Here is a 20,204-nt window from a genome sequence, read left to right as displayed (position 1 = left end):
TCTTTCGGGGGCGGAGGCGGCCGGCGGCCGTGCGCACGCTCCCAGGGCTGCGGTGGATAACGCCACGAGCAGCCACGAAGAGCGCCGGTAGGTGGTCGAGAAGACGGGTATAGAGTTGGGGGTCTTCCGTGCCATGCAATGTCCTGTTTTCGCGAGCGCCCGGTACGCAATCAGGACGCGCGGACGGCGAGTGGCTCCGACCTCCGCATCAAGGCCGTTTTTTCGCGGCCAGTCAAGCGGACGGGCAGAGTAGGGCGCCAGAATGGCGTTGATCGACGTTCGTGTCGGGTGACACATTCGACGCGCTTCGCATCAGGCCAGACACAAGGACTGCTCGACTTTTCGTCTATCGCTTCATCGATGCTTGCGTTTAATGAAGCTGCGCGCGAGCGAACTTCCATTAGCAGGCCGTGCTTCAAAATTGATTCGCCACCGCTCCGGGCCGCAGCACCGCTCGACAAGTCGGCGGCGACTCATCCAAGTCCAAGCGCAGTTGCACCACACCCTCGGTACAAACCGGCGCAGCGCTGCGATGCATCAGCCTGATCCGTCCGCCGAAACTAGGATCCCCGATCGCCGCCTCGGCCAGCAGGTGCAGAACATGCACCAGATAACGCGGCCAATCCAGGCCGCTGACGTCGATCTCCAGTTCCCAGCAAGCTTCGCCTTCGTCCCAGATCAGCTCGATCTCGGTGTCGGGCGCAGGCCCGGTACGGGTCTTCAGCGGCACCAACAGATCGGCCAGGCGCGGGTGGCGGGCTTCGGCGTCGATCAGGGCGAAGCCGAGGGCGTCGGCTTCGATCTGGCTCAGCAACGGGGCGACGGCGGCGCGGCCGGGGTGGCCGGCGAACAGGCGGACCTTGGTGAAGTTGGCCAGCCAGGCTTGGCGGTCGTCGCCGGGCATGTCGGCGATGACCCGGGCGAGGCCTCGCGCGAGGGCGGGGAGGTCGGGTTCGCGGACGACCACGAACAGGGTACGGCGGGTGGCGGCGTGTTCGCCGGCGCGGGCAACCGCGTCCAGCCGCCGCTGCATCAGGGTTTCGTGCAGAGGATCGAGGTCGTTCGGCATGGTCGCGGTCGGGGTCGTCACAGCAGACATTGCATCACCGCGTGGCGCAGGCCGGGGCCGGCTTTCTTCTGTTCCAGTACCGACAGCGCGCCGTAGACGTTGGCGCTGCCGTCGCGCTTGATCAGTTTCGCCAGCGCGGCCTGGTCGGCGGCGGTGAGCGGCGCCGGCTGGTGGGCGGCGAGCAACCGGCGCGCGCGTTCCAGGCTTTGGCCCAGGCCGGCGTCGGAGTAGTTGGCGGGTTCGCGCAGGCCCAGCGCATGCAGGAAGTAGAGGCGGAAGCCGAGGCGGATTTCGCCGTCGCTGGCGCCGCCGGCGACGCGTTCGAGCAGGCGCGCGCCGGTGTATTGCTCCCAGCCGCCTTGTTTGGCGCTGAGCACCAGGCCTTCGACCGGCACGCGGCTGAAGCCGACCCGGCGGCAGGACAGGCCGAAGCGCTGCAGCACCTGCAGCAGAGTTTCGTAGTCGCGCTCGATGTTGGCGTCGTGGTACAGGCAGACCTGGTCGTGCTGTGGTGCGCGGTCGAGCAGGTCGCGCAGGATCGCCAGCAGGTAGTTGGGCAGGCCTTGTTCCGAGATCAGCACCCGCAACGGGCGTCCTTGGTCGGTGAGGTCGAGGTAGACGCCGCCGCCGAAGCGGCGCTGGTCCAGCAGCAGGTCCTGGGCCTGCAGTCGCGCCAGCACGGCGTCCTGGTCGAGGCCGAAGGGCACCGAGTGGAACAGGGCGTCGGGGGCCAGCCCGAGGGTGACGAAGACCCGGCCCCAAAGCGCCAGGATGCGGCGCGAAGCGGCATGCACATAGCCTTCGTTCTCGATCCGGCGCGCGTAGGCGGCGATGCGTTCGGCCGATGGCAGCGGGCCGCTGCGGTGGCATTCCACGTACAGCGCGCCGATCTCGCCCTCGCTCATCGCTTCGAAGTCGGTGCCGGCCTGTTCGCGGTCGAGGTAGTCCCAGAAACGGATGGTCTGCAGCGAGATGTCCCAGGGGCGGCGGTTGTGCCAGATCGCGCCGGGGGTGAACAAGCCTTCGAAGCGGCGCATGAAGTCCAGCAGCAAGGCGCCCTTGAGATGCGAGGGCGTGAGCGGCTTGGTGGGGGTGATGCCGACCGGCGCGTACAGCGTGCTCATGCGGTCATGCCGCTCTCGGCGAAGTCTTCGCGCAACCAGGCGCGCAGCTGCGCCTGGGCCAGCGCCGGCGCCTGGCTGTTGTCGACGATGCGCTGGGCCAGCGGCCGGCCCATCTGCAGTTCGTCCTCGAAGCCGGCCAGGCGCGAGCCGATGTCGCCGTCGCGTTCCAGGCGCGTGCGCAGGTGCGCCTCGACCCGCGCGCGCGGCGCTTCGACCTGGTAGACCACATGGGTCGGAAAGTAGCGCGACAGGCGCTGCACCAGCATCGCCCGCATCATCAGCACGCGGATGCGCCCGCCGTCGCTCTGCAGGGCCTGGCGGGGCAAGCCGTAGCGCGCCTGCAGGCCGAACAGCTGCGCGGTTTCGAGGAAGAAACCGTCCCGTTCGCGCGCGCTGAACTCCTCGTCGTCGACGAAGACATGGTCGGCGTTGGCCGGGTCTTCGTAATGGCGCGGCTTGCGCGTGGTCCAGGTCGGCACCAGCTGGACCAGCCCCTCCCGGCGCAGCGGTCCGAACAGGGTGCTTTTTCCGACCCCGGAAGGGCCGATCACCACCAGAATCTTGGCCATCATGTACTCGCGCGCACCGCCGCATCCTGGAGTGGCAGGGACAACAGCGTCTGCAGGGAAATCGCCGCGATCAGCGGCAGGAACAGGTTGTCGGTGCCCTGGTGCGAGAACGCCTCGATCAGGGTCAGCGCGGCGCCCAGCGCCACGGCGACCAGCACGGCGGTCGTGGCCGGCAGGCCCATCCACACGCCGGCCGGCACCAGGATGGCCAGCCCCGACAGGAAGAACGCCGCGCTGCCGGCGTACGACTTGGCGTGGCCGAACAAGGTGTAGCGGCGGCGGCCGTAGGCTTCGCCGATCACCCCGGCCAGGGCGTCGGAAATGCCCAGCACCAGGTAGGCGGCGACGAAGGCGGGGTAGGACAGGTCGATCGAGGTCGCCACCATCAGCGACAGCGGCAGCAGCAGATCGCCGTAGGACTTGCGCTCCACGCCCATGATCGAGCGCAGCAGCACGGTGCCGCGCAACAGGGCGATCGCGGCGAAACTGCCGGCGGCGATCCAGAACAGATCGCGGTAGCCGATGCCGAACAGCGGGAAAGCCGCGATGACCAGGCAACTGCTGACGTGCACCGACTTGCGCGAGACTTCGGCCGGCGCGCCGAAGCGGCGCACCAGGTCGCCGAGCAGGAAGCAGCCGAGGATGGCGAGGACGAAGCCGATCATCGCAGCGGACTCACGATGCGGTCCTTCACCTGCGGCGGACGCAGGCCGGCGGCGACGCGGTCGCACCATTGCTGGGTGAAGTAGGCCGGCGGCACTTGCCGCACCTCGCCCAGGCGGGTGCCGGCCATCGCCGCGTCCGCGGCATAGGCCTGGCGCAAGGTTTCCTCGCGGATATCGACCGGCTGGGTGTCGTTGCAGGCCACCAGCAGGTCGAGCACGCCCTGCGCCGCGGGTACGAAGGTGAAGTTGCGCAGACGCAGGTCGTACTCGTCGTTGTAGCGGCGCATGAAGCGCAGCAGGGCCGACTCGGGCACCGCCGCGGACTGGGTCAGGCGCCCGGCATAGGCCACCGTGGGCACGCTGCCGGCGCGTCCGGTCACTTCCAGCAGGTCGCCGAGCACGTAGCGGCAGAAGCCCGCGGCCTGGGTCGCCACCACCGCGTAGCTGCCGCCTTCGCGCAGCTCGTGCAGCCGCAACGGCGTCTGCGAGTCGCCGGCCTGGACGTCGAGGAACTCGAAGAACGCGGCGTTGTAGGCCATCACTCCGCGCAGGCCGTCGGCCAGCAGGTGCATGGCCAGCGGCACTTCGGAGGCGGCCAGCGGCGCCGGAAGCACGGCGACGTCGGCGCCGTAGTCGGCGACCACTTGTTGCAGGTAGATCCCGGCGATGCCTTCGTCCCAGCACAGCAGGCGCTCGACCTGCGGCCACACGTCGGCCGGCAGCAGGCGGCCGCGCGCGGCGCGGCGCGCCGCCAGCCGCTCGGCCAGCGCGGGATCGGGCTCGGCGACCGGGCGGCCGGCGAAGCTGCCGTCGGCGAGGTCGGCGAACAGGCGCTCGGCATTGGCGTCGAGCAGCTGCGGTATCGCCGCCAGGATCGCCGGGTTGATGCCGATGAATTGGCGGATGTCGTGGCCCGCGGCCATCCGCAGGCGGAAGTAGAGCCGATCCAGGTCGGCCGGGATGTCCGCCGGCACCGTGGCCCAGGGGCCTTGCGTGCCCGGTTCCAGCAAGGCCGCGCTGCCGAATTCGTTGGCCAGGTTGACCTGGCTCAGGCCGACGTGCGGCGCGCCGCTGGCCAGCACCGAGGTGTCGCGCAGCGGGTCCCACTTGAAGTTGACCGTGCGGTCGCGGCTGGCCGCGAACCCCGGATGGGCGCGCATCGCGCCTTCCAGATAGGTCAGGTAGAACGGATTGAACGCCTCGGCGAAGTAGGCGCGCGGCAGGGGCAGCACTTTGGCCTTGCCGGCGGTGCTGCCGCTGCTGGAGATGAAGCGGAACACGTCGCCGGCGAACAGCACGTCGCGCTCGCCGGCGACGATCCGGTCGACATAGGGACGCAGCTGTTCGTAGTCGCGCAACGGCACCCGGCGCTGGAAGTCGGCCAGGCTGTCGATGCGGTCGAAGCCGTGTTCGCGGCCGAAGGCGGTGTCGCGTCCGCGCGCGATGAGGCGCGACAGCACCTCGTCCTGGGTGCGCGTTGCGGTGTCCAAGCCGCCGATGAAGTCGGCGTAGTGTTGCTGGCCTTGCCCGATGCCCATGACAGTGCTTCCTGCCCTCATGAAGGAGTCTTGCGGTCGTTGCGCAAGCGCCCGGAATCTGCGTGACGCAGTGCCGGCCGCACTATACGAGCAACGTTTGTTTGGTTTTTTGAACGACGCTGGCGTTTCGAATTCTGTCTATGGATCGGCACAAGTCCTTTCCGGAATCGGAGTCACGCCCGGTCTCACCGCAGTGCGACGACGCGCGTCGCGCGCGCATTGCCGCGATAGCTCGGATCGAACGGCGCTCGCCGCTCGAAATCGTCCATCGCGCGACTTTTCTGCGTCGGTCCGTTGCCCTAGTTGCACCATTGCTGCTCGCACGGATCGCCATCGCCGTTGCCGTCCATCTGGACGTTCGGGCAATGGGCGAGGAAGTAGCGGGCTTCGGCGCAGGACCGCATCTGGCTGCAATGGGTGCGGCCGTCGCAGGCGTAGTCGGCGCGGGCCGGCCGCGATCCGATCGTCGGCTGCGCATGCGCGAACGAAGGCTTGGCGAGGCGGTCGCGCGCGTACCAGCCGGCGCCGCCGATCGCGATCAGCACGAGCAGGGCGCCGCTCCAGGGAAAGCCTTCCGAACCCGCGCGCGGGCGGCGCTTGTGCGGCCTGGCGGTTGCGCGGGCCGATTCGTGGGGCCTGCGCACCTGCGCTGCGCTGAGCTTGCCATGCCGGTCGACGACCGTGTCGAAGCTGAAGCGTTCGTTGAGCAGGGGCCGCGGACTGTCGGCGGCGAGGGCGGAGATGTGCAGGAACACCTGCGGCCCGCCGTCGTCCGGCGCGAGGAAGCCGAAGCCGCGCTCGTCGTTCCAGCGCACCAAGGTGCCCGACACCCGATCGCCCCTAGCCATCCACCGTCCGTCCATGCACCCGTATCGGACCCCAACGATATTTGCCGCCGGCGCAGGCCACGCCGGGGCGCTTGCCGCCCCGCTGCGGGTGCTGGGTGTTGGCGTCGGCGAAATCGCGCTCGCCGCGGCGGCGGGGTCTCTTGGGCAGTTGCCGGCGCCGGGGTGTCGCCGGCTCGCGATACCGACCGGCACCGTAGCCGCAAGCGAAGCCGGGCGGGTTGCGGAAGGGACGGAGGGCGTCAAGCCGACCGGTCGATGGAGGGAGGCGATGGCTATCGGGCGGCTTAACGCCCTCCGTCCCGGGGACCGCTCACCTGCGCTCACGCCTTGCTAATGCCGGGGCGAGCACTGTCGTGCCGGGAGGCGGTCGAGGCGGCGATGCGGCGCACATCGACCTGACGCGGGACGCACGCTAGACTGCGCGCCCGGTCCGTTCCGGGACGTGGCGCGGCCGCCCTGGCGGCGGCGCCGGTCGCGACGGAACGGACTCCCAGAGGGCGACCATGAGGTCGCTTTTTTTGTCGCCTTGCGGCGCGATGGAACGACGCCGGCCGTCCGCGGTCCAAGCGCCATCGTCCGAGGGTTCCCATTCGGTCGCGCTCGCTCTGCAGCGGAGGTTCGATGTCATCGATGATCGTCCTCGGCTGGCGCGAGCTGGCCGCTTTGCCGGGCCTGGGCATCGCCGCGATGCGGGCCAAGATCGACACCGGCGCGCGCAGCTCGGCGCTGCACGTGGAGTCGCACTGGAGCTATGTCGAGGCCGGCGCGCCCTGGGTCGGGTTCCGCCTGCGCCCGCGTCGCGGCAGCGCCCTGGTCGAGGCCGCCGCACCGGTGTTCGACGAGCGCTGGGTCACCGACTCCGGCGGCCATCGCACCCGGCGCCTGTTCATTCGTACTGTGCTGAGCCTGGCCGGCACCGAACGCGAAATTGAAATAAACCTGGCGGATCGTCGCGGCATGCGCTTCCCGATCCTGCTCGGCCGCACCGCGGTCATCGGCGCGTTCACGGTCGACCCGGCGCGCTCGTTCCTGCACGGTCGGCTGCGCCGCCGCGCGTCCAGCGTCTGAGCGCGCGTTCCCACCCTCTCTCCGCGAATCCCGCCCGATGAAGCTTGCGATCCTGTCGCGCAACACCAAGCTCTATTCGACCCGCCGCCTGGTCGAGGCCGCGCGCGAGCACGGCCACAGCGTGCGCGTGCTCGACCCTCTGCGCTGCTACATGCGCATCGCTTCGGACGGGTTCCAGATGCACTACAAGGGCCGCGAGATCGCCGGTTACCATGCGGTGATCCCGCGCATCGGCGCCTCGATCACCCGCTACGGTTCGGCGGTGCTGCGCCAGTTCGAGCTGATGGAGACCTACAGCCCGAACAGCTCCGACGCGATCCTGCGCGCGCGCGACAAGCTGCGCAGCCACCAGCTGCTGGCCGCCGAGGGCATCGGCCTGCCGGCGACGGTGTTCGGCGACAACCCCGACGACACCGCCGACCTGCTGTCGATGCTCGGCCCGCCGCCGCACGTGATCAAGCTCAACGAGGGCACCCAGGGCGCCGGGGTGATGCTGACCGAGAAGCTGTCGGCGTCCAAGGGCGTGATCGAGGCCCTGCGCGGGCTGTACGCGAATTTCCTGGTGCAGGAGTTCGTCGCCGAGGCCAAGGGCGCGGACCTGCGTTGCTTCGTGGTCGGCGGTAAGGTGGTGGCGGCGATGAAGCGGCAGGCGCCGAAGGGCGATTTCCGCTCCAACCTGCACCGCGGCGGCAGCGCCAAGGGCGTGCGCGCCAGCGCCGCCGAGCAGGAGGTGGCGATCCGCGCCGCGCGGGTGCTGGGACTGGGGGTGGCCGGCGTGGACCTGATCCGCTCGGCCCGCGGCCCGCTGGTGCTGGAGGTCAATTCCTCGCCGGGCCTGGAGGGCATCGAGGAGGCCAGCGGGGTCGACGTGGCCGGGGAAATCGTCCAGTACGTGGCCGGCCGGCTGCGCGAAAAGGCCCCCCGCCGCGCTGCGGTGCGACGCTGAACAGGGCCCCGGCCAGGCCGGGGCCTTGCCCGATCCTCGTCAATGGCAAGCCTGGCAGGTCATCTGTCGGCGCTCCGCCGAACGGCAGCGCCCCGGCGCGGAAGGGCTGGGCCGGGCCTCGGCCAATTTCAAGTTGCATTTAACTTGCTTTTAACGCGATCTTTAACGACCGTTTAATCGAAATCCGCGTAGCGTTACCCGGACCGAAGCACTGCAGCTCCACCAAATCACGCTCCTCGTCAGACGTATCTGGTCGAAGCAGGTTACGGTAATCGGGGCAATACCCTTTTGGCCCAGGCGCGGTGGCCCCGCGTCTGGGCCTTTGTTTTTTGGGCCGCGATTGGGGATTCGGGATGAACGCCGGGGTGACTTCCGGCGGATGGGGGCGGGGCGTTTCCCGTTCATTTTACAAACGCTCTGGCATCATCCTTCGCTTGCCGTCGCGGCCTCGCGCGCGACGCCTACGGAACCCGGGCGTGCGGCCGCGGTCGAACGCCAACCCACTGGGACGAGCCCATGCGCATACTTGTGATCGAAGACAACCAGGACATCGCCGCCAACCTCGGCGACTTTCTCGAAGACCGCGGGCATACCGTGGACTTCGCCGCCGACGGCATCACCGGCCTGCACCTGGCGGTGGTGCACGATTTCGACGCCATCGTCCTCGATCTGAACCTGCCCGGGATCGACGGCCTGGAGGTCTGCCGCAAGCTGCGCAACGAAGCGCGTAAGCAGACCCCGGTGCTGATGCTGACCGCGCGTGACAGCCTCGACAACAAGCTGGCCGGTTTCGATTCCGGCGCCGACGATTACCTGATCAAGCCGTTCGCGCTGCAGGAAGTGGAAGTCCGCCTCAACGCGCTGTCGCGCCGCGGCCGCGGCGTGCAGACCCGGGTGCTCAACGCCGCCGACCTGGAATACAACCTGGACACGCTGGAAGTGCGGCGCCAGGGCAAGCTGCTGCAGCTCAACCCGACCGCGCTGAAAATCCTGCAGGCGCTGATGGAGGCCTCGCCGGCGGTGGTCACCCGCCAGGAACTGGAAACCCGGGTCTGGGGCGAGGAACTGCCCGACTCCGACAGCCTGCGCGTGCACATCCACGGCCTGCGCGCGGTGGTCGACAAGCCCTTCGACACGCCGCTGATCCAGACCCGCCATGGCATCGGCTACCGGATCGCCGCTCCGGACAACGGTTGACGCGTGGCCTCAGGCGAACCCGCCGCGAGCGCGCGGCTGAGAAAGAAGAAGCGCTTCCGGCGGCGCCTGCGCAGCCGCATCATCCTGTCGTTCGTGCTGTTGGGCTTCGGCCTGACCACGATGTTCGCGTTCGCGACCAACTGGACCCGCACCCGGGTCGAGAACCAGCTGGTCGAGGACGTGATGAACCGCAATATCGACGAGTACGCGCGCCAGTTCTACCTGGCGCCGGATTCCAATCCGCAGGTTCCGTTCCAGCAGACCCGCGCGCGGGTGGTCAAAAGCGACCGCTTCGAACAGCTGCGGGTCGAGCAGCCCGACTGGTACGCGCTGCCCGACGGCATCCACAACATCCAGGGCAAGGACCCGGACGGCAGCCCGTTCTCGTACAAGCTCGGGGTGCGCAAGACGCCGACCGAGTGGTTCTTCCTCGCCTACGACATGACTCAGGCGAGCCGGGGCGAGGCCCAGTTCAACCGCGCCCTGTACCTGTCGGTGCTGGTGTTCACCCTGTTCTCGCTGCTGGTCGGCTGGTGGGCGGCCTCGCGGGTCATGAGCCCGGTGTCGGAACTGGCCAACCGGCTCAAGCGTTCCGGCCGCAGCGCCCAGTCCGAAGCCCTGGCCGCGCACTTCCCCGACGACGAGGTCGGCCAGCTGGCCGAGGCGCTGGACGACTACGCCGAGCGCCTGACCAACGTGGTCCAGCGCGACCGCGAGTTCAACGCCGACGTCAGCCACGAGCTGCGCACCCCGCTGGCGGTGATCAAGGGCGCGGTCGAACTGCTGCTGTCGCGGCCGGACCTGGAGGACAAGACTCGCAACCGACTATTGCGTATCCAGCGCGCCGAGCAGCAGTGCACCGACCTGATCAGCGCCCTGTTGCTGCTGTCGCGCAACGAGCGCGGCCACGGCTCGACCGACATCGCCAAGCTGTCCGAACAACTGCTCGACGCCCACCGCGCCCAGCTCGGCGGCAAGCCGCTGGCGCTGCGCATCGAGGGCGAGCGCGGGCTGGTGGTCGACGCGCCCGAGGCGGCGGTGGCGGTGGCGCTGGGCAACCTGATCGGCAACGCGGTCAAGTACACCACCGAGGGCGAGGTGGTGGTGCGCCTGCACCCCGACTCGGTCGAGGTGATCGACTCCGGCCCCGGCCTCAGCGCCGAAGACGCGGCCAAGCTGTTCGAGCGCGGCTACCGCGGCACCCACGCCGGCCATTCCCAGGGCGGCGGCATCGGCCTGTCGATCGTCCGCCGCCTGTGCGCCCTGTACGGCTGGGACGTGCGGGTGAAGCCGGGCGAAGCGCGCGGGGTGGTGGCGACGTTGACGTTCTGAGGGCTGGGAATCGGGAATCGGGAATAGGTAAAGGCTTAGAGCTAAAAGCAGAACGCCCGGCTTCGAGGAGCCGGGCGTTCTTGTTTGGTACGGGGGGGCGCAGGATCAGCAGGACAGGACGAACCGCTTCTACGATTCCCTATTCCCCATTCCCCATTCCCGGCTCTTAAGCCACCGGTTCCAGCCACCCGTACTTGTCGGCCGTCTTGCCGTTGAACAGGCCGAAGAACAGCTCCTGGATGCGTTCGGTGACCGGGCCGCGGCGGCCGCTGCCGACCTGGCGGCCGTCGACCGAGCGGATCGGGGTGATCTCGGCGGCGGTGCCGCACATGAACAGCTCGTCGCACAGGTACAGGTACTCGCGCGGCAGGTCGCGTTCGATCACTTCGATGCCGGCGTCGCGGGCCAGGGTGATGATGGTGTTGCGGGTGATGCCGTTGAGCAGGGCCGCGCTGACCGGGGTGGTGTGCAGGGCGCCGTCGAAGACCAGGAACAGGTTTTCGCCCGCGCCTTCCGAGAGCAGGCCGGTCGAGGCCAGGGCGATGCCTTCGCCGAAGCCCAGGCGGCGCGCTTCGCGCGCGACCAACTGGCCGGACAGGTAGTTGCCGCCGGCCTTGGCGCCGGCCGGGATGGTGTTGGGCGCGAAGCGCTGCCAGCTCGACACGCAGGCGTCGATGCCTTCCTCGAGCACGCTCGGGCCGAGGTACTGGCCCATCTTCCAGGTCGCCACGGCGACGTCGGTCGGGGTGTCGGCGGACAGGCCGAAACCGCCGAGGCCGCGGTAGGCGACCGGACGCAGGTAGTCGGTGCTGTGGCCGTTGGCCTTGATCACTTCATGGCAGGCCTGGTTGATCTGTTCCAGCGAGTAGGGCACGGCCATGTCGTAGATCTTGGCCGAGGCGTACAGGCGCCGGTTGTGGTCGGTGAGGCGGAAGATGATCGGCCCCTGCGGCGTGTCGTAGGTGCGGATGCCCTCGAATACGGACGAGCCGTAATGCAGCGCGTGCGACATGACGTGGGTGGTCGCTTCGGCCCAGCGCTTGATCGCGCCGTTGTGCCAGATCCATTCGGGGTATTGCATCGTCGGCTTCCGTCGTGGGGTGGAGAACCTCCTATTGTGCCCTGCGCGCGTGCGCAGGCCCAACGTACGGGCCAGTCTGTGTGCGGTGCCGGTGCGTGCCGAGTCGGTCGCAGGCGGGTTCAGCCCTTGATCCACCAGCAGCCGAAGTGCCGGGTCAGGCCGAACACGGTGCGCGACGGGGTGATGCCGTTGCCCAGGGTCTGCTCCAGGCGCAGGCCGACCGGCGCGCGCCGGCGCGGCGTCGCGGCGACCGCGGCCGCGGCGCTGGCCGTGCCGGCGCCCGCGACGGCGGGCTCGGCCTGCGCGGCCTCGCCTTCGGCCTCGGCCGCAGCGGCGCCGCTGGGGCGGCCCAGCGGGCTGGCCAGGGCAGGCGCGGGCGGCTCCACGGGCGGCAGCGGCGCGGTGGCGGCGTTCGGCGCCGGCGGCGGCAGGGTGGTCCAGGCGCCCGGTTCCGGCGGCGGCGACGCAGGCGCGGCCGGCAGCACCGGGGCGATGTCGAGCAGCGGCCGGTGCGCGATCGCGTCCAGCCGCTGCATCACCGCATAAGCCTGGTCGTCGGACATTCCGGTCCAGTGGTAGACCGCGGCCAGTCGATTGCCGTCCTGGGCGTCGATGGCCTGGGTGATCTGGCCGACCAGATCGCGCAGGTTGCGCGCGCAGCCGCCGCCGCTCTGGGCCGGACTCTGCGTCTGGGCGGCGCCGCGCGGCAGCCGGTCGACGCCGCCGACCGCGCTGCATTCGCGGTCGGTATAGACCGAATTGCCGTGCGCATCGGTGCAACGGCGGATCTGCGCCGCGGCCGGCGCGCAGTGGAGCGCGGCGGCGACGGACGCGACGGCGGCAAGCGCGGACAGCGGCAGCGACAGGCGCAGATCGGATCGGGAGCGGGCGTACCAAGGCATCCGCCCAGCCTAGCGCCGCGCGCGTCCGGGGGACAGTGCGCCCATACAGGAATGGTGCGGTAGCCGCCGCAGGCGACGGGCGCCGTCGCCTGTGCGGCACCGGCTCCGGTCTGTGCGGAACGATTGCGCAGGCGGCGCGCGCGAGCGCCGCCTGCGCCGGGGCTCAGCGGAACGCCGCCACCGTCGCGGCGCGTTCGTTGAGCACGCGGGCGTTGTTGCTCTTCGCCGCGGTGCCCATCGGCACGCCGTTGTAGGTGATGTTGGGGTTCGACCAATACTTCAGGCGCGGGCAGTTCGAGCCGCAGTTGTAGGCCATGATGGTGCGCCAGGTCTTGTTCGGCGCCCAATAGCCGTGGCCGTAGGGGTAGACGGTGTTGGTGCCGCTGTTGGGATCGTGGTGGGCGCCGAAGTTGTGGCCGATCTCGTGGGCGAAGCTGTAGTAGCCGGTCATGCAGCTGTGGCTGACCACGCTGAAGGCGCTGGCCGCGTTCGAGTTCAGATAGCCCAGGCCGCAGTACGCGTTGTCGGTGATGATCAACACGTTGACGTCGGCGGTGATGGTGTTGCGGGTGGTGTGGTAGCTGTCGAGGTAGCCGTCGCTGGTGCCGCGGAAGCGGCTCAGGTCGCTGTCGAAGCCGGCGCTGACGTAGCTGCTGGTGTACTGGCCGGCGAGCTGGAAGCGCACGTTGACCGCGCTGTTGGCGAAGCTCTGGTTGCTCTCGGTGATCGCCAGGTTGGCCTTGGCCAGGGTGTCGCCGACCGCGTTGGCCGCGGCCTGGGTGTAGACCACCATCACCCGCACCGTGTACGGCGCCTTCTGGTTGAAGGCGGCCTCGTCGAAGTTGGGATCGTTGAGGAAGGGCACGACGGGCTTGGCGCGGTAGCCGGAGGCCGGGTGGTCCGGCGGCAGCCGCGATTCGTCGATCAGGCTGACGGTGTGGCCGCCGTGCTTGAGCGGATCGATGCGGTACAGCTTGCCGCCGCTGCGCACGGTGCCGGCGATCTTGTCGCCGTTGCGGACGATGATCGCCGACTCTTCCGGATCGTCGATCAGCTCGGCGCCGGTGAAGCTGTTGATGCGCTTGAGTTGCTTGTTCGGGTCGCCGACCAGGCCCTGCCAGATCACCACGCCGTCGGCCTTGCGCTCGGCCTCCAGCTTGTGCGCCTTGAGCACGACGCCGGGGGCGAGGTTGAGCAGCAGTTCGTCCTGGGTCTCGGTGATCTGCGCGGTGTCGGCGCGGACCAGGTCGACCCGGACCGCGGCGCGTTCGGCCTGGACCGCGCGGTAGGCGGAGTCGCTGCCGACGCTGCGGGCCAGGCTGGCGGCGGGGGAACCGAACAGCGGGGCGGGCTCGGCCGCGGCGGCGGCTCCGGCCAGGCCCAGGGACAGTACGACGGCGACGCTGAGGGACAACGACGTGTGGCGTGCGGACATGGTGCGTTCTCTCCTTTGAGGGACCGCGGCTCGCCGCAGCCGGAGCCGCGGCGGCGGTCGCGAGGGCATCGCTCGTCGCGGCGATGCATCCTGCACCCAGTGAGCCGCCGCGGCGTCGCAGGGCTCAAGAACGAACTTGTCCGACCGCAAATGCGGGTTGAGAACTGGGCTGGCAGTTCGAACGAACGGCCGTACCGGGTCAGACGAAACTGCGACGGCTGCGCTTGTCTTTCGCCGTGGCTGAACGATTAAGCCGGCGCGCTCAGGCCAGGCGCGCCAATACGGTCTGGGTCGGCTTGGCCAGGTTCAAGGTGTAGAAGTGCAGGCCCGGCGCGCCGCCTTCGACCAGCCGGCGGCACAACTGCGCGACCACGTCGGCGCCGAACTCGCGGATGCTGTCGGCGTCGTCGCCATAGGCCTGCATGCGTTGGCCGATCCAGCGCGGGATCTCGGCGCCGCACAGGTCGGAGAAGCGGCGCAGCTGGCTGAAATTGGAGATCGGCATGATCCCCGGCACGATCGGGATATCGATTCCGGCCGCGCGCACATCGTCGACGAAGCGGAAGTAGGCATCGGGGTTGTAGAAGTACTGGGTGATCGCGCCGTTCGCGCCGGCGCGGACCTTGCGCTTGAAGTTCTCCAGGTCCGACAGCGCGTCGCGCGCCTGCGGATGGGTTTCCGGATAGGCCGCGACTTCGATATGGAAGTGGTCGCCGGTTTCGGCGCGGATGAATTCGACCAGTTCGTTGGCGTAGCGCAGGTCGCCGGCGCTGGCCATGCCCGAGGGCAGGTCGCCGCGCAAGGTGACCAGGCGCTTGCAGCCCAATTCGCGGTACAGGCCGAGCAGCTCGCGGATCTCGCCGCGCGTGCCGCCGACGCAGGACAGATGCGGCGCGGCGTCGAGCCGGTGCTCCTGGCGCAGGCGGCGGATGGTCTCGGGGGTGTAGCTCAGGGTCGAGCCGCCGGCGCCGAAGGTGCAGGACACGTAGTGCGGGGCGTGGGGCTTGAGCTTGGCGGCGGTCTTGTCCAGTTGCGCGCGCTGTTCGTCGGTCTTGGGCGGGTAGAACTCGAAACTGATCGGCAGCATGGGCGAGGGCCGCGGCGAAGGATGAGGCCGATAATATCTCTTTATCGCGATGAAATAAAACTGTGCGTTCGGCCGGGGAAAATCTCCGGCCCGCGGGCCTGGCGGCACGGGGCGCCGTCCATGCGCCTGTCCCGGCCGCGGGTCCGGCGTCGGCTGCGGCCGCGGCGCGGCTGCGCTATAGATGGTTCATTCCTCCCAGCGTCCGGCCCGGCATGAGCGCGCACGTCCTGGACAACCCGATCTGGCAGTCGCTGCTGAGCCGGCATCTGCAGTTGGCGCAGCGCCACGAGCCGGCGGCGCGCTACCCGGCCCAGGTCGCGCCGTTTCTGGGCGTGGCTGCGGACGGCGCCGATTCCGACGCGCTCGGCGCCGCGTTCGCCGCCCTGATTCCGGCCGACGACACCGCGTTGTTGCTCGGCGTGCCGCCGCCGGCCGCGCCGGGCTGGGAGCTGCGCCACCTGGCCAACCTGGCGCAGATGCTCTGCGCCGCGCCGGTCGCCGGCGAGGCCGACCCGGACGGCATCGTCGAACTCGGCCCCGAACACCACGGCGACATCCTGGCGCTGACCGCTCTGGTCTATCCGCACTATTTCCGTCCGCGCACGCCCGAGCTGGGGCGTTACTTCGGCCTCTACTGCGACGGCCGCCTGGCGGCGATGGCCGGCGAGCGCATGGGCACTCACGACTACACCGAACTCAGCGCGATCTGCACCCATCCTGACTTCGTCGGTCGCGGCTACGCGCGCCGCCTGCTGGTGTTCCTGGCCAACGACAACCACGCCCGCGACCGCGTGCCATTCCTGCACGTCAGCCGCGACAACCCGCGCGCGATCGATTTGTACGAGCGCAATGGGTTCGAACTGCGGCGAGATATTCCGTTCTGGGCGTTGCGGCGCAGCGCATAGGCAAGCTGAGCGCGTCGCGCACACGGCGGATCGGCAAGCGGAAGCGAGCGAAACGAACGACGATGTCGACGCGTCGACAAGTGTGCTTCGTAGACGAACGTCCACTGCAAAATCAGACTTTTCCTACGGACAGCCGCCAGCGGGTTGGCGAGACTGGTCCTGTCGCCGTCGCGACAGGAGAGCAAAGTGTCGATCACCCGCATACCGTTCCATCTGATGCTGGCCGCCGTCGTGGCGTTCGCGGTTTCGCCGTCCGCACTGGCCGAGTCGCGCAAGCCGCAGCGCGAAGCCGCTCAGGCGCCAGCGCCGTCGAGCCTCGCCTTCAATGGCGCTCGCTACGCCCATCGCTGGTCCAAGGGCAATCAGCACGAGTTCACGCCCGCCGGGCAGGAAGACCTGTCCGCCTGGCGGGACATGATCACGCTGGTGCCGCGGCAAGAGGTCCGCGACGGTGAAACGCTGGCCGCGCTGGCCGAATCCCTGCTGGCTCAATACAAGTCCGCCGGCAAGATCATCAAGACCGGATCGACGCCGCGCACCGACAGCCGGCCCGCCGAGCACTTCCTGATCGCGCTGCTGCCGGGCCAGGGATTCCTCGAGACGGTGTTCGTGCGGTTCAAGCTGGTCGACGGCACCGGAGTGATGGCGATCTACGCCCACCGCAACTACGGCGAGGCCGCCGCGCAGGACTTCGGCGTCTGGCTGCAGGCCAATGGGGCGACGGTGGAGCAGGCCTTGATGGCCTGGAGCGATATTCCTGCTCCGGCCAGCCTGGAAACGCTGCCGCAAAGCCGATGAACCCCGCATCGCGGCCGGGCCCGGAGTTGCGGGAGGGCGTCGGACCGGACCAACATGATTCCGGCGGCCGCCGGACTTCAGCGGCACTGAATCGCATGAACGGACGGATTCCATGAGCCAACGCATCAACCACTGCGTTCTCGCTGTATCGCTGCTGCTCGCGCCGTCGTTGGCGGGCTACCAGTCGCCCGGGGGCGTGATGCCGCCTGCGCAAGGCAAACAAGCGGCGAGCGAAGCCAAGGATGTGACCCGGGTACTCAACAAGAATCCCAAGCACATCGTCCGCATCGAAGGGCGGGTGCCGGATTCCTTGCAGATCGTCCTGGATGCCGCCTACATCGCCGACAGTAAGGACAGTGCCTGCTTCAAGCTACCCGAAGCGATGACGGTACCAGGGCTGAGCTACCAGGTGGACGAACTCGATATCGCGAGGTCCAAGGGGCGGTACACCGCTCAATTGGTCATCGACAAGTATCTGCCGGGGCCTTGCAACTGGATACTCTGGCGGGTCAATGCCGGGATCAGGCAAGCCGACAAACCCGACGAGGAGATGGACGTCGTCGAGCAGGTCATCCAGGCGCGCAGCTTCTACCACGATGAGTACGACGCCTCCGGCTGCAGCTTGAGTCCGCGATCCGGAGACCATAGGCGTTGTCCGACCGAGCAGAATTCCCTTGATGCGCCGGTCATCGTCCCGTGCAAGGTCCAGAGCTACAAGAGCTTCCCGGATACGCCGCCCAGTTTCTTTTGCCCGGCGACCTCGTCCACGAAAGCTGATTTCAAAAGGGTGCATCGAATTGAACGCGGTCAGAAAGTCGTGGTAATCGATTTCTACGATCTAGACCAGGAACGCGATCCGACCGAGTGAGTAGATCGGCTAACAAGGACGCAGTGATATGAATGCAAAGGTTCCTACTTTTCCAGGAGCAATGCTGGATCTCAAGGAAGATGCTGCGTATGCGATGCTGTCCGACGCCGTTTATGGCGAGCATGCCGACTTGGTGGCCGCGCGCGACGGCAAAAGCGCCGAGTATCAGCTTCCCGAAAGGTGGTCCCTGCTGGGTGCGATGGAGTCTCTCCAGCGAGACAACTTTGAGGACGACCGCGGAAACGGATTAACGGTTGCCGCCTTCGAAAAACAAAACGATCCGGAGCGGCGCATCGTGCTGGCGTTTCGCGGTAGCGACGAAAGGCAGGACTGGACCGGTCCCAACATCCAACTGGCGGCGGATGGCGATTTACTGGGTGCGGTGGGGCTGCCCGGACCCAAAAACAAGCACACCGAGCAGCAACTAGGCGATGTGCAACGCTCCGTCGCAGGGTACTCGTCCCGCGGCGGCAAGGACTGGGACACACAAATAGAAGCGGCACTGAACTATGCCTTGGCCATGCACAGGAAGTACGGCGCCGATCATAAGATCGAAGTAACCGGCCATTCGCTCGGCGGCGCGCACGCCCAGATCGTCGCGCATACCTTCGGCTGGGGCGGGCGCACTTTCGATGCGCCAGGCGCGAAGAACATCCTTGAATCGGAAGGTTATAGAAACTGGTGCAACAAAAACGGCATCGTTCCCCCCGGCGCCCCCGCCTACGAACACGGCACCGTCCAGCAGGCCAGCCTGCTCAACTACACCGTCAACAACAGCGCCGTCTCCGCCCGCACCGGCGACCATATCGGCCCCAAGCTGTCCATCTCCAGCCTGGCCGGCCGCCAGGGCGTGCTCGAGCACGGGCAATGGGCGTTGGGCCTGGTCGGCGGCGCGATCGCCGAAACGCCGCTGTTCGATCAGACGCTCGGCCGGACGCTGGGGACGGGCGCTAAGTGGGTGGAGTATCTGTCCAAGGGCGCGGCGATCGGCGCCGACGCCAACGAGCGCCACGACATGAGCCGGATCTCGCGTGCGTTCCAGGAGGACGTCGCCAACGGCAGGACGCTGCCTCGCCAATACGGCGACGCCGAGCCGGCGCGGGGCGACGACCGGCGGTTGGCGCGCGACCCGAGCCAGCCCGCGCATCCGGACCACGAGATGCTGGAGCAGATCCGCCGCGGCATGCGGACGATCGACGCCGGCATCGGCAAGCCCTACGACGAGGCCAGCGAGCGGATCAGCCGCTGCCTGCTGGCGGCATGCAAGGACAACCGCGAGATGTATCCGGGCCGAGAGGTGTCGCTGTCGGCCAATGCCCTGACCCGGGTGGACCATGTGGCGATGGGCCACAACGGCCATGTCTTCGCGGTCGAGGGTCGGCTGGACGACCCGGCCAGCAAGCGCGTCTGCGTGTCCGCTGAGCAAGCGTTGAACACCCCGGTCGAGCAATCCGACCAGAAGCTCGCCGCTGCCAACCAGGCCATCGCGCAGGAACAGGAGCGCGAACGCGCGCTCGCGCAGAGCCAGCAGCGCAGCGGGCCGAGCCTGGGTTGAGCGGGCGGATCCGCGAGCGTCGCTGCGTCAGCCGTCGCCTGAAATAGCAGTCGGGTCGCCGACGCTGCGATTGAGTTCGATCGCCGCCTTGACCAACTTCTTGGCCTGCGCAGGTGCGATCTTGTCGCCCTCCCGCAGCTCCATCGTGGCCAGTTCGTACTTGCCGCCGGGCTTGAGCCGCGGTTCCAGTCCGACCAGGCGCTTGCCGCGCCAGAAGCCGAACAGCACGCGCTTTTCCTCGGCCCGGATCAGCAGCACCGGGCCGTTGCTGAAGTAGACCAGATGGCCCCATTTGATCCGTTCGTCGAGCGTGCCGGCGCCCAACGTGGCGCGGCGCAGGCTTTCGACCAGGGGCCGGTGCCAACCGTCGAGCGCGGCGACGTAGGCGTCGGGGGAGGCGGCAGGAACGGACTTCTTCATCGGCAGTCTCGTCGGCGCGCCCGGAGCGGGGCAAGGCGATTCTGGGCGCGCAGACTGGGTCGATCAAGGTAGGACGAGCGCCTCTACCTTTCCGCGGCCTGCGGCACGTCCGCGGGTACGCGGCTTGCGGTACGCCTGCGGGTTCGCGGTCGCGGCTCGCGCCGCTCCTACCTCGGTCTCCACGCGCGCCGTGCTCTTGCCGTTCCCCCCTTTGAAAAAGGGGGGCAGGGGGGATTTGCCGTTGCTGTCTTGAAACGCCAAGGCCAGGGCAAGCCCGGGCCCAGGCGCAGCAGGCGGGACACCGCCTCGCGGCCCCGGGGTGCCGCGCCGCCTACAGACTCTCGAAGAAGTAAGCCAGCACCGTGTCGTCGATGAAGCCGTGGGCCAGCATGCGCCGCGACAGGCTGGTGCAGGCATCGGCGAAGGCGAGCCGTTTGAAACCGTGGCGGCGCAACTCGTCCAGCAACGGCGCGCAGCGCAGTTCCAGCTCGTCGTCGTCGATCGCCAGGTGGCGCAGCGCGCCTTCGACCCGGTAGGCGAGCACGACGAACACGCGCAGATCGAAGCGCAACAGAATGTCGGCGCGGGCTTCGGGGCCGAAGCGGATATCGAGCCGATGGCTGTAGGCGTCGTTGCCCGGCCGATGCGCGCGCAGTTGCGGGTAGTGGCGCTCGAAGCCGTCGAGCATGCGCTCGGAGTCGGCATCGGCCGGGTCGGCATGCGGCAGGTAGTCGCGGTCGTGGGCGTAGGTCTGCAAACGAACGAGCAAGGGCGTCATGGGCGCATCCGGCGTCGGC

At 68.6% G+C, this 20,204-nt stretch carries 20 protein-coding genes; 8 read left to right on the top strand and 12 right to left on the bottom strand.

The genetic code is table 11. The annotated features are described in order from the left end of the window. Nucleotides 1-415: 415 nt before the first annotated feature. The 6 genes from K4L06_RS01305 to K4L06_RS01280 all read right to left on the bottom strand — a co-directional run bounded on the left by K4L06_RS01305 (nt 416) and on the right by K4L06_RS01280 (nt 5,813). The gene (locus tag K4L06_RS01305) at nt 416-1,099 is read right to left on the bottom strand and encodes a DUF6182 family protein (RefSeq protein ID WP_221669676.1); all 684 of its coding nucleotides are present in this window, start codon (nt 1,097-1,099) and stop codon (nt 416-418) included. Beyond that, on the bottom strand, nt 1,087-2,193 hold the full coding sequence (locus tag K4L06_RS01300; protein WP_221669675.1) for a hypothetical protein: 1,107 nt from the start codon (nt 2,191-2,193) through the stop codon (nt 1,087-1,089). Before K4L06_RS01300 ends, K4L06_RS01305 begins: the two co-directional genes overlap by 13 nt. Beyond that, a complete protein-coding gene (locus K4L06_RS01295; RefSeq protein WP_221669674.1) occupies nt 2,190-2,762 on the bottom strand; it encodes a hypothetical protein in 573 nt (190 codons plus the stop codon). Before K4L06_RS01295 ends, K4L06_RS01300 begins: the two co-directional genes overlap by 4 nt. Beyond that, nucleotides 2,762-3,427, bottom strand: a complete 666-nt coding sequence (locus K4L06_RS01290; protein ID WP_221669673.1) for a hypothetical protein — start codon at nt 3,425-3,427, stop codon at nt 2,762-2,764. Before K4L06_RS01290 ends, K4L06_RS01295 begins: the two co-directional genes overlap by 1 nt. Then, a complete protein-coding gene (locus tag K4L06_RS01285) occupies nt 3,424-4,965 on the bottom strand; it encodes a GH3 auxin-responsive promoter family protein (RefSeq protein ID WP_221669672.1) in 1,542 nt (513 codons plus the stop codon). The genes K4L06_RS01290 and K4L06_RS01285 overlap by 4 nt, the downstream gene beginning before the upstream one ends. 299 nt (nt 4,966-5,264) lie before the next feature. Then, entirely contained in the window at nt 5,265-5,813 is a 549-nt protein-coding gene (locus K4L06_RS01280) for a cold shock domain-containing protein (RefSeq protein WP_221669671.1), read from the bottom strand. A gap of 621 nt (nt 5,814-6,434) precedes the next feature. Here K4L06_RS01280 and K4L06_RS01275 point away from each other — a divergent pair. The 4 genes from K4L06_RS01275 (at nt 6,435) to K4L06_RS01260 (ending at nt 10,356) form a co-directional block, all read left to right on the top strand. After that, nucleotides 6,435-6,881 carry a RimK/LysX family protein gene (locus tag K4L06_RS01275; RefSeq protein ID WP_221669670.1) on the top strand — a complete coding sequence of 149 codons (447 nt, stop codon included), beginning with the start codon at nt 6,435-6,437 and terminating at the stop codon, nt 6,879-6,881. A gap of 37 nt (nt 6,882-6,918) precedes the next feature. Beyond that, nucleotides 6,919-7,827: a 30S ribosomal protein S6--L-glutamate ligase gene (gene rimK / locus K4L06_RS01270; protein WP_221669669.1), complete on the top strand. Its 909-nt coding sequence runs from the start codon at nt 6,919-6,921 to the stop codon at nt 7,825-7,827. Between the two features lie 516 nt (nt 7,828-8,343). Next, a complete protein-coding gene (locus K4L06_RS01265; RefSeq protein ID WP_221669668.1) occupies nt 8,344-9,024 on the top strand; it encodes a response regulator transcription factor in 681 nt (226 codons plus the stop codon). Nucleotides 9,025-9,027: 3 nt separating this feature from the next. Next, nucleotides 9,028-10,356 carry a HAMP domain-containing sensor histidine kinase gene (locus tag K4L06_RS01260; protein ID WP_343225712.1) on the top strand — a complete coding sequence of 443 codons (1,329 nt, stop codon included), beginning with the start codon at nt 9,028-9,030 and terminating at the stop codon, nt 10,354-10,356. 166 nt (nt 10,357-10,522) lie between these two features. On the opposite strand, the gene K4L06_RS01255 is transcribed toward K4L06_RS01260, so the two are convergent. The 4 genes from K4L06_RS01255 to metF all read right to left on the bottom strand — a co-directional run bounded on the left by K4L06_RS01255 (nt 10,523) and on the right by metF (nt 14,861). Then, a complete protein-coding gene (locus tag K4L06_RS01255) occupies nt 10,523-11,437 on the bottom strand; it encodes a branched-chain amino acid transaminase (protein WP_221669667.1) in 915 nt (304 codons plus the stop codon). 119 nt (nt 11,438-11,556) lie between these two features. Then, nucleotides 11,557-12,339, bottom strand: a complete 783-nt coding sequence (locus K4L06_RS01250; RefSeq protein WP_221669666.1) for a hypothetical protein — start codon at nt 12,337-12,339, stop codon at nt 11,557-11,559. A 163-nt stretch (nt 12,340-12,502) separates the two neighbouring features. Continuing rightward, entirely contained in the window at nt 12,503-13,774 is a 1,272-nt protein-coding gene (locus K4L06_RS01245) for a M12 family metallo-peptidase (RefSeq protein ID WP_221669665.1), read from the bottom strand. 262 nt (nt 13,775-14,036) lie between these two features. After that, the gene (metF, locus tag K4L06_RS01240) at nt 14,037-14,861 is read right to left on the bottom strand and encodes a methylenetetrahydrofolate reductase [NAD(P)H] (RefSeq protein WP_221669664.1); all 825 of its coding nucleotides are present in this window, start codon (nt 14,859-14,861) and stop codon (nt 14,037-14,039) included. A 212-nt stretch (nt 14,862-15,073) separates the two neighbouring features. Between metF and K4L06_RS01235 the strand changes: the two genes are divergently transcribed. The 4 genes from K4L06_RS01235 (at nt 15,074) to K4L06_RS01220 (ending at nt 18,987) form a co-directional block, all read left to right on the top strand. Then, a complete protein-coding gene (locus K4L06_RS01235; protein WP_221669663.1) occupies nt 15,074-15,766 on the top strand; it encodes a GNAT family N-acetyltransferase in 693 nt (230 codons plus the stop codon). A 186-nt stretch (nt 15,767-15,952) separates the two neighbouring features. Further along, entirely contained in the window at nt 15,953-16,564 is a 612-nt protein-coding gene (locus K4L06_RS01230; RefSeq protein ID WP_221669662.1) for a hypothetical protein, read from the top strand. A gap of 112 nt (nt 16,565-16,676) precedes the next feature. Continuing rightward, nucleotides 16,677-17,432, top strand: a complete 756-nt coding sequence (locus K4L06_RS01225; RefSeq protein ID WP_221669661.1) for a hypothetical protein — start codon at nt 16,677-16,679, stop codon at nt 17,430-17,432. Between the two features lie 61 nt (nt 17,433-17,493). Then, nucleotides 17,494-18,987, top strand: a complete 1,494-nt coding sequence (locus tag K4L06_RS01220) for an XVIPCD domain-containing protein (RefSeq protein ID WP_221669660.1) — start codon at nt 17,494-17,496, stop codon at nt 18,985-18,987. A 27-nt stretch (nt 18,988-19,014) separates the two neighbouring features. On the opposite strand, the gene K4L06_RS01215 is transcribed toward K4L06_RS01220, so the two are convergent. Continuing rightward, a complete protein-coding gene (locus K4L06_RS01215) occupies nt 19,015-19,407 on the bottom strand; it encodes a DUF1801 domain-containing protein (RefSeq protein WP_221669659.1) in 393 nt (130 codons plus the stop codon). A 331-nt stretch (nt 19,408-19,738) separates the two neighbouring features. Then, entirely contained in the window at nt 19,739-20,185 is a 447-nt protein-coding gene (locus K4L06_RS01210; protein ID WP_221669658.1) for a hypothetical protein, read from the bottom strand. Nucleotides 20,186-20,204 lie beyond the last annotated feature (19 nt).

This window comes from Lysobacter sp. BMK333-48F3 (assembly GCF_019733395.1).
Classification (GTDB): domain Bacteria; phylum Pseudomonadota; class Gammaproteobacteria; order Xanthomonadales; family Xanthomonadaceae; genus Lysobacter.
The sequence above is the reverse complement of the archived record's forward strand: the minus strand, read 5'-3'. Positions and strand labels throughout refer to the sequence as shown.

Coding starts and splice junctions, on each gene's coding strand:
- rimK (WP_221669669.1), top strand. CDS start 6,919: ATGAAGCTTGCGATCCTGTCGCGCAACACCAAGCTCTATTCGACCCGC.
- K4L06_RS01305 (WP_221669676.1), bottom strand. CDS start 1,099: ATGTCTGCTGTGACGACCCCGACCGCGACCATGCCGAACGACCTCGAT.
- K4L06_RS01300 (WP_221669675.1), bottom strand. CDS start 2,193: ATGAGCACGCTGTACGCGCCGGTCGGCATCACCCCCACCAAGCCGCTC.
- K4L06_RS01215 (WP_221669659.1), bottom strand. CDS start 19,407: ATGAAGAAGTCCGTTCCTGCCGCCTCCCCCGACGCCTACGTCGCCGCG.
- K4L06_RS01245 (WP_221669665.1), bottom strand. CDS start 13,774: ATGTCCGCACGCCACACGTCGTTGTCCCTCAGCGTCGCCGTCGTACTG.
- metF (WP_221669664.1), bottom strand. CDS start 14,861: ATGCTGCCGATCAGTTTCGAGTTCTACCCGCCCAAGACCGACGAACAG.
- K4L06_RS01225 (WP_221669661.1), top strand. CDS start 16,677: ATGAGCCAACGCATCAACCACTGCGTTCTCGCTGTATCGCTGCTGCTC.
- K4L06_RS01210 (WP_221669658.1), bottom strand. CDS start 20,185: ATGACGCCCTTGCTCGTTCGTTTGCAGACCTACGCCCACGACCGCGAC.
- K4L06_RS01265 (WP_221669668.1), top strand. CDS start 8,344: ATGCGCATACTTGTGATCGAAGACAACCAGGACATCGCCGCCAACCTC.
- K4L06_RS01220 (WP_221669660.1), top strand. CDS start 17,494: ATGCTGGATCTCAAGGAAGATGCTGCGTATGCGATGCTGTCCGACGCC.
- K4L06_RS01285 (WP_221669672.1), bottom strand. CDS start 4,965: ATGGGCATCGGGCAAGGCCAGCAACACTACGCCGACTTCATCGGCGGC.
- K4L06_RS01255 (WP_221669667.1), bottom strand. CDS start 11,437: ATGCAATACCCCGAATGGATCTGGCACAACGGCGCGATCAAGCGCTGG.
- K4L06_RS01235 (WP_221669663.1), top strand. CDS start 15,074: ATGAGCGCGCACGTCCTGGACAACCCGATCTGGCAGTCGCTGCTGAGC.
- K4L06_RS01280 (WP_221669671.1), bottom strand. CDS start 5,813: ATGGCTAGGGGCGATCGGGTGTCGGGCACCTTGGTGCGCTGGAACGAC.
- K4L06_RS01295 (WP_221669674.1), bottom strand. CDS start 2,762: ATGGCCAAGATTCTGGTGGTGATCGGCCCTTCCGGGGTCGGAAAAAGC.
- K4L06_RS01250 (WP_221669666.1), bottom strand. CDS start 12,339: ATGCCTTGGTACGCCCGCTCCCGATCCGATCTGCGCCTGTCGCTGCCG.
- K4L06_RS01275 (WP_221669670.1), top strand. CDS start 6,435: ATGTCATCGATGATCGTCCTCGGCTGGCGCGAGCTGGCCGCTTTGCCG.
- K4L06_RS01290 (WP_221669673.1), bottom strand. CDS start 3,427: ATGATCGGCTTCGTCCTCGCCATCCTCGGCTGCTTCCTGCTCGGCGAC.